The 7,589-nt window shown below is 72.9% G+C and carries 6 protein-coding genes; 2 read left to right on the top strand and 4 right to left on the bottom strand.

All coding sequences use genetic code 11. The features are described from left to right. Positions 1 to 54: 54 nt before the first annotated feature. The 3 genes from ACFVZW_RS36305 to ACFVZW_RS36295 all read right to left on the bottom strand — a co-directional run bounded on the left by ACFVZW_RS36305 (position 55) and on the right by ACFVZW_RS36295 (position 3,994). Positions 55 to 720 carry a DedA family protein gene (locus ACFVZW_RS36305; protein ID WP_384530763.1) on the bottom strand — a complete coding sequence of 222 codons (666 nt, stop codon included), beginning with the start codon at positions 718 to 720 and terminating at the stop codon, positions 55 to 57. 61 nt (positions 721 to 781) lie between these two features. Next, the gene (locus tag ACFVZW_RS36300; RefSeq protein ID WP_384530761.1) at positions 782 to 3,394 is read right to left on the bottom strand and encodes a glycoside hydrolase family 3 N-terminal domain-containing protein; all 2,613 of its coding nucleotides are present in this window, start codon (positions 3,392 to 3,394) and stop codon (positions 782 to 784) included. Between the two features lie 147 nt (positions 3,395 to 3,541). After that, positions 3,542 to 3,994 carry a DUF4442 domain-containing protein gene (locus tag ACFVZW_RS36295; RefSeq protein WP_329123227.1) on the bottom strand — a complete coding sequence of 151 codons (453 nt, stop codon included), beginning with the start codon at positions 3,992 to 3,994 and terminating at the stop codon, positions 3,542 to 3,544. Positions 3,995 to 4,100: 106 nt separating this feature from the next. Here ACFVZW_RS36295 and ACFVZW_RS36290 point away from each other — a divergent pair, with 106 nt between their 5' ends. Next, positions 4,101 to 5,192, top strand: coding sequence for a hypothetical protein (locus ACFVZW_RS36290; RefSeq protein ID WP_384530759.1), 1,092 nt, complete (start codon positions 4,101 to 4,103; stop codon positions 5,190 to 5,192). A 73-nt stretch (positions 5,193 to 5,265) separates the two neighbouring features. Next, positions 5,266 to 6,597, top strand: a complete 1,332-nt coding sequence (locus ACFVZW_RS36285; protein ID WP_384530757.1) for an MFS transporter — start codon at positions 5,266 to 5,268, stop codon at positions 6,595 to 6,597. 15 nt (positions 6,598 to 6,612) lie between these two features. Here ACFVZW_RS36285 and ACFVZW_RS36280 read toward each other — a convergent pair whose 3' ends face one another. Further along, positions 6,613 to 7,458 (bottom strand): spermidine synthase, encoded by an 846-nt coding sequence (locus tag ACFVZW_RS36280; protein ID WP_384530755.1) that lies wholly within the window; start codon positions 7,456 to 7,458, stop codon positions 6,613 to 6,615. Between the last annotated feature and the right edge of the window lie 131 nt (positions 7,459 to 7,589).

The following is a 7,589-nucleotide window of genomic DNA, read 5'->3' as shown; positions in this document are numbered from 1 at the left end:
CACCCGAAGCGGGTACCGCGCCCTTCGCCGTGTCTGCGACGGCTCTCCGCCGTGTCAGTCCGCGACGGTCGCCGGGACGGGTTCCGCGGCCGGCTCGGCCGGGGTCTCCGCCTTGGCGGCGGCCTTCTTCGCGCGGTTCTTCAGGATCAGCATCGAGGCGAGGCCGATCACGACGGCGAGCACCAGGCCGAGCCAGGAGAAGCGCTTGAGCCAGGCCTCGGCGACGATGCCCACCGAGTAGATGACGGCCGTCGTGCCGCCCGCCCAGAGGATGCCGCCGAAGACGTTGGCGATGGCGAACTTCCAGTACGGCATCTTCAGCACGCCCGCGAGCGGTCCGGCGAAGATCCGCAGCAGGGCGACGAAGCGGCCGAAGAAGACCGCCCACATGCCCCACTTCTCGAAGGACCGCTCGGCCAGCCCGATGTTGGCCTCGCTGAAATGCTTGGGGAACTTCTTCCCCAGCCAGGCGAGCAGCGGCCGCCCGCCCTTGCGGCCGATCGCGTAGCCGATCGAGTCGCCGATGATCGCGCCGGCCGTGGCGCAGGCGCCGAGGACGTACGGATTGATGTCGCCGTGCTGCGAGGCCAGCAGGGCCGAGCTCACGAGGACGATCTCGCCGGGCAGCGGGATGCCCAGGCTCTCCAGCCCGATCACCACCCCCACCAGCGCGTAGACGGCGACCGCGGGGATCGTCTCCAGCCACTCCTGGACGTGCAACGCGGATTCCTCCCGTGTCGAGGCGCGCGCCGCGTCGCGCACGCCGGGGCAGCCTACCTGGTCACAGAGGTCTCACCACGACCTCCGAGCGCAGCCTGGGATCGCGGGAGGAGGCTCCTACCCGGACGGTGCGCCGGCCCGTCCCGAGCACCCAGTCGTGCCGTGCGACGTCCCAGGACGAGAGGGTGCGGGCGGCGACGGTCACGGTCACCCGGCGCCGCTCGCCCGGGGCCAGCTCCAGGCGCCGGTATCCGGCCAGGAGCTGCCGCGGCTGGTCGACGCCGAGCGCGGCGAGGTGGGGCGAGGGGCCGAGATAGACCTGGGCCACCTCGATCCCGGCCCGACCGCCGGTGTTCCGCACCGTGAACGTGACCGCGAGCCCGCCGTCGTCGGCACGCTCGGCCACCAGGCCGTCGTACCCGAACGTGGTGTACGAGAGCCCGTGCCCGAACGGGAACAGCGGCTCCACCTTCTCGGCGTCGTACCAGCGGTGACCGACATGGACGCCCTCGCTGTACTCCTGGATCCCGTCCTGTCCCGGGTAGCGGAGCGGGTCGCCCGCCGTGGGGTGCCGGTCTTCCGCGGCGGGGAAGGTCTGGGTGAGCCGTCCGCCGGGGTCGGCGTCACCGAAGAGGACGGCGGCGGTGGCGGCGGCGCCCTCCTGCCCGGGGTAGTACATCTGCAGCACCGCTGCGCTGCTCTCCAGCCACGGCATGGTGACGGCGGACGAGGTGTTGAGGACGACGGTCGTACGGGGGTTGGCGGCCGTCACGGCGTCGATCAGGGTCTCCTGGTTGCCGGGAAGGGCGAGGCTCGTGCGGTCCTGGCCCTCGGTGGCGTCCTCGTACGCGAAGAACACGACGCTCCGCGCGGCGCGGGCCGCGCTCACGGCCTCCGCGAAGTCCTCCGCCCGCTGGGAGTCGCTGATCGCGCGGAGCCGGAGGACCTGGCCGGTGGCCCCGCCGCGGGCGGTGACGGTCAGGCGGTGGGTGCCGGCGGTGAGCTCGACGGTGTCGCGGCGGACGGAGAGACCGTCCGGGGCGCGGCTCAGCAGTCCTCCGGGGAGCTGCTCGGGGGCGCCCGGGACGACGGGGAAGAGTTCGGTGGAGTCCAGGGTGACGACGGGGCGGGCGCCGCCGTGGTGGAGGTGGAAGGTCCAGCGGTCGGTCTCGGGGACGGTGAGGGTGCCCTCGTACGTCCAGGTGGCCTTGGCGGCGACGGTTCGGTTCTCCAGGTCGGTCGGGGGCTCCGTGGCGGGCAGCGGCCGGCCGAAGAGGTCCTGCCCGAGGGCGTAGGTGACGGTGGCGTCGGCGCCGGCCCGGTCCCGGATGGCGTCGACGGGGCGGGCGGCGGCGTCGGGGACCACGAAGGCGCTGCCGCCGCCGCTGACGAAGGGGAGCCGGCCGGTGGGGCCGATGACGGCGAGGGAGCTGGCGGCGGTGCCGGTGAGCGGCAGCATCCGGCCCTTGTTGCGCAGCAGGGTGGCTCCGGCGGTGGCGACGCGCAGGGCGACGGCGGCGCCCGACTCGGCGTCCCGGTCCGGGCGGGCGGCCTCGTCGAGGAGCCCGAACCGTGCCCGTACGGACAGGATGCGGCGCACGGCCCGGTCGACGGTCGCCTCGGTCACCAGACCGTCCCGCACGGCCTTCTTGAGAGCGTCGCCGTAGCGCGTGCCCCTCGGCATCTCCATGTCGAGGCCGGCGGCGAGGGCGGGGGCGGTGCTGTGCGTGGCGCCCCAGTCGCTCATCACCCAGCCGTCGAAGCCCCAGCGGGTGCGCAGCACATCGGTGAGGAGCACCTGGTTCTCGCTGGAGTGCACGCCGTCGACCTTGTTGTACGCGGCCATGACGGACCCCACCCCGGCGGCGACGGCGGCCTCGAAGCCGCGCAGTTCGGTCTCGTGGAGGGTCTGCTCGTCGGCCCGTACGTCGAGGGACGTCCGGTCCTTCTCCTGGTTGTTGAGGGCGAAGTGCTTGACCGTGGCGATCAGGCCCTCGTCCTGGATGCCGCGGATCTGCTCGGCGACGAGGTCGGCGGAGAGCAGGGGGTCCTCGGAGAAGGTCTCGAAGTTCCGTCCCGCGTACGGCGTGCGGATCAGGTTGACCATCGGGGAGAGCAGCACGTCCTGGCCGAGCGCGCGTCCCTCGCGGCCGATGACCCCGCCGTAGGCGCGGGCGAGGTCGGGGTCGAACGCGGCGGCGAGCATGACGGGCGCGGGGAGAGCGGTGGCGGCGCGCTTCACGCGTACCCCGGCCGGTCCGTCGGCGAGCCTCAGCGCGGGCAGGCCGAGCCGCGGCACGCCGGGTACGTAACCGGCTTGGCCGAGGCTCTGCGGGTCGGCGGCACCGTGCAGGAGGGAGACCTTCTCGTCGAAGGTGAGCACCGCGAGGAGCTCGTCGACCCGGTCGGCCCGGCGGCGCTGCGGATCCGGCCCCGCCGCGCCGGGTCGTGCCCGGTTCGCGTGGGCCGGCTTCGCGTGGGCCGGTACGGCCACGGAGGCCGCGGCGGCGACGGCTCCGCCGAGCAGCCAGAGGGCGGCCCTGCGCGGCAGGCGCCCCTCGGCGGGGGCCCGCCTGGGTCCGGATCGCGCGCGGCGCGCGCCCGCTTCGGGGGACGGGTCGGTCTCGGCACCGTCCGACGGCAGGTTCGGCTCACGGGAATCGGCCTGTGACAATGCGCTGCTCCTTCGCACGGAGGCGGATGCCGCGTATACGCGGTGAGCGCACTATGCGTGACAGGTTGTCATTTTTTCGTCCCATTCCTGCCGACGCGGCCGCCCCCCCCCCCGAATTGGCGTGCGGGGGCGGCTCACGGTGATGTGTCAGGCGTTCGGGCGCAGGGTCCAGACGACCGTCATCTCGCCGGTCACGGCACCGTCCTCGCGCGTGATCGCGATGTGGACCGGGAACTCCGGGCGCGCGCCGGCGTCGAGCTCGGCGACGACGTCGGCGGCCGGGCGGCCGAGGGTGGCGGTGGCCGTGACGACGCCCATCGCGAGCTTCTTGTAGCCGATCTCGGCGGTGACGGCGAGGGGCACCGCGCGGCTCAGCTGGTCGCCGAAGGCGGCCAGGACGATCGCGCCGCTGGCGGACTCGGCCAGCGTGAACATGGCTCCGGCGTGCGGGCCGCCGACGTGGTTGTGGTAGTCGGCCTGGTCCGGCAGGCGGACGACGGCTCGCTCGGAAGTGGTCTCCAGGAACTCGAGGTTGAGGGTCCTGGCCATGGGAACCGTGGCGGCGAGCATCTCGCCGACGGACATCTGGTCTGCGCTCATGGAGCTATGTTACCCGCGAGTAGCACGGATGGCCATCCCCGGCACCGCGCACCCGCGTGGGGGCGGGCGTAGCAGGGTTCCCGCCACACCTCTATGGTTACTGGCCATGTGGCCAGGACAGCAGCCGCCCGGGGGCGAGCAGAACCCGCAGGACCAGAGTCAGAACCCGTACCAGCAGTCGGGTTACCAGCAGCCGAACCCCTATCAGCAGCCGGGTTACCAACAGCAGCCCGGATACCCGCAACAGCCGCCGACGCAGCCGGGCTATCCGCAGCAGCCGCCGACGCAGCCGGCCCAGCCCGGGTACCAGCAGCCCAACCCATACCAGCAGCCGACCGTGCCGCAGTACCAGGTGCCGGGCGCGCCGCCGCAGCCGGGCGGTCCCGGTGACGGCAAGAAGAAACAGACGACGATCATCGCCATCGTCGCCGCGACCGCCGTGGTCGTCGCCGCCGGTGTGACGGGATTCCTGGTCCTCGGCAAGGACGACGAGAAGGAGACCGACGCCGGCGGCGACCCGAAGCCGCCCACGTCGTCGGCCCCCAGCAACTCGCAGTCGTCCCCGCCGATCGACAACCCGCGCGACGACGCCCAGCAGCAGCCGACGATCCCGGGCTGGAAGGTCGTCCACAACCCCAAGTACGGCACGCTCTTCGACGTACCGCCGGAGTGGGAGCTGCTGAAGCCCGGCTCCGTCACCTTCTTCGAGGACGAGAAGAAGGGCGACGGCTCGCCGGTCGTCACCATGTCCGCACCCGCGCGCTTCAAGAGCAAGTGGTGCACGTTCGACACCGACAAGAACGGCACCGAGGAGACCTGGGGCCTGAGCACCGCGGGCACCAAGGGCGGCCAGGGCGCGAAGAACACCGACGAGGCGGCGTTCAACGAGGCCGGCAACTGGGTGTGGGCGGGCTACGCCCAGCACATGCCCAAGGGCACCATCAAGATCACCAAGGCTGTGCCGTACACCACCAAGTCCGGACTCGTCGGCAGCATGTCGACGGCCACCGCCCCGGGGATCAAGACGCGGAACAAGTGCGAGTCGGACGGCAAGTCCATCGCGTTCTCCTTCAAGAACTCCGCCGGTGACTTCTCGTCGTTCGTGCTCTACGCGGCCGACGGTGTCAAGGACGAGCTGCCGGACGCCACGATCCAGCAGATCCTCTCGACGGTGCGACTGGCCCCGGCCTCGTCCTGACGGACGCCGTACCGGGCGAGGGCGTCCGGTATTCGGTTTGGCAGGAGGCGGCGGCGACAGGGATAGTCCCGGGGTGAGAACTCCCGCCGCCTCCCCCCGCACCTCGCTGCTCTCCCGCCGTCCCGAGTGGGCGGGCCGCAATTACCTGCTGCTGACCGCCGCCGCGATGGTCACCAACCTCGGCACCCACGGTGCCCTGATCGCGACGGCGTTCGCCGTGATGGAGTCCGGCGGGGACAGCGGCGATGTGGGCCTGGTGGCGGCGGCCCGCATCGTCCCGCTCGTGCTCTTCCTGCTCATCGGCGGCGCGGTCGCGGACCGGATACCCCGGCACCGGGTGATGGTCGCCGCCAACGCCCTCAATTTCGCCTCCCAGGGCGTCTTCGCCGTTCTCGTCCTCACGGGCGACCCCCAGCTGTGGCAGATGATGCTGCTGACCGCGCTGTGCGGAACGGGCCAGGCGTTCTTCAACCCGGCGGCCGAGGGCATGTTGATGTCCAGCGTCAGCGGCGAACAGGTCAGTCGCGCCTTCGCCCTGTTCCGGATGGCGATGCACGGCGCCGGCATCGGCGGCGCGGCGCTCGGCGGCGCGATGATCGCCGCGGTCGGCCCCGGCTGGGTCCTCGCGATCGACGCGGCGGCCTTCGCGGCCGCCGGCGCACTGCGCGCCTTCCTCGACGTCAGCCATATCGCGAAGCGCGAGGCGGGAGGCGGCCTGCTCGCCGATCTGCGCGAGGGCTGGGACGAGTTCGTCGGGCGGCCCTGGCTGTGGTCCATCGTGGCCCAGTTCTCCATCGTCGTGGCGCTCGTCGGCGCGGCCGAGTCCGTCTACGGGCCGCTGGTGGCCCGGGACCAGCTCGGCGGCGCCAGGCCGTGGGGAATCGCGCTGGCCTTCTTCGGCGTGGGCACGCTCGTCGGCGCGTTCCTGATGATGCGCTGGAAACCCCGCCGGATGCTCCTCGTGGGCACCCTCGGCGTCTTCCCGATCGCCCTGCCGTCGGCGGCGCTCGCGGTCCCGCTCGACGTGGTGGGTCTCTCGGCCGCCATGTTCGTCAGCGGTGTGGCGATCGAGGTGTTCGGTGTGGCGTGGATGACGACGCTGCACCAGGAGATCCCGGAGGAGAAGCTGTCGCGGGTGTCCGCTTACGACTGGTTCGGCTCGACGGCCATGCTCCCCCTGTCCACGGCGCTCGCGGGCCCGGCGGAGAACCTCTTCGGCCGCAGCGAGGCGCTGTGGGGCTCGGCGACGCTGATCGTGATCGTGACGGCCCTGGTCCTGCTGGTCCCGGACGTCCGGAACCTGAGGCGCCGTACGAAGGAGGTGGGCGGCTCGGCCGCCGCACCCGCGAAGAGCGCCGCGCCGAGCGCGGTCCCGGAGACCCCCGCGGCCCACCCGGGCTCCTGACGCTCACGGGAGTGTTCAGCCGATGCTGAAGGATCCGTCCGGCGGTACGGGGGACGGCACCGCGTCCGTGTCGGTCACGGGGCGGGCGGATCCCGTGAAGCGGGTGAGGGTCGCTCCGTACTCCACGCGTGCGGGGAAGGCGTCCCCGGCCGCGCGCCGGGCCAGACGGGCCGTGTCGATCTCCTGGTCGGAGGCGACGAGGACCGCGTTGCCGAAGCGGCGGCCGCGCAGCACCGCCGGTTCGGCGATCAGGGCCAGCTCCGTGAAGACGCCCGCGAAGGTCGCCAGCTGGGAGCGGAGGAAGGCGAACGGCGCACCGTCGGCGAGGTTGGCCGCGTAGACACCGCCCGGCCGCAGCACCCGCCGGGCCTCCCGCGCGTACTCGACGGAGGTCAGATGCGCGGGCACCCGCGAGCCGCCGAAGACATCGGCGATCAGCACGTCCACGGAGGCGCCGGGCGCGGCTTCCAGCCAGCCCCGGGCGTCCGCGGCATGCAGGGTGACGCCCGCGTCGTCGGGCAGCGGCAGGTGTTCCGTCACCAGGTCGAGCAGTCCCCGGTCGGCCTCGACCACGTCCTGGCGGGAGCCGGGTCGGGTCGCGGCCACGTAGCGGGGCAGGGTGAGCGCCCCGCCGCCGAGGTGCAGGACGGCGAGGGGCGCGCCCTCGTCGGCGAAGCTGTCGACGACATGGGCGAGCCGGCGGGCGTACTCGAACTCGAGGTGCGTCGGCTCGTCCAGGTCGACGTAGGACTGGGGCGCGCCGTCGACCGTGAGCAGCCAGGCCCGGTCCCGGTCGACGTCGGGCATCAGCTTGGCGGTTCCCCGGTCGACGTCCCGGATGACGGGTATCTGCTCGTTCACGCTCTCATTGTGCCCACAGGACCCGGACCGCCTCCGCATGGGCCGCGGCGCGCGGGGGGTCGGGGGGCGGGCGCGGGGGGGGGGGGCGGCGGGGCGGCGCGCCCCCCCCGCGGGGCCCACCGCCAGGGTCT

Source organism: Streptomyces sp. NPDC059567, from assembly GCF_042735655.1.
Taxonomy (GTDB): domain Bacteria; phylum Actinomycetota; class Actinomycetes; order Streptomycetales; family Streptomycetaceae; genus Streptomyces.
This window is presented reverse-complemented; position numbering and strand designations above follow the sequence as displayed.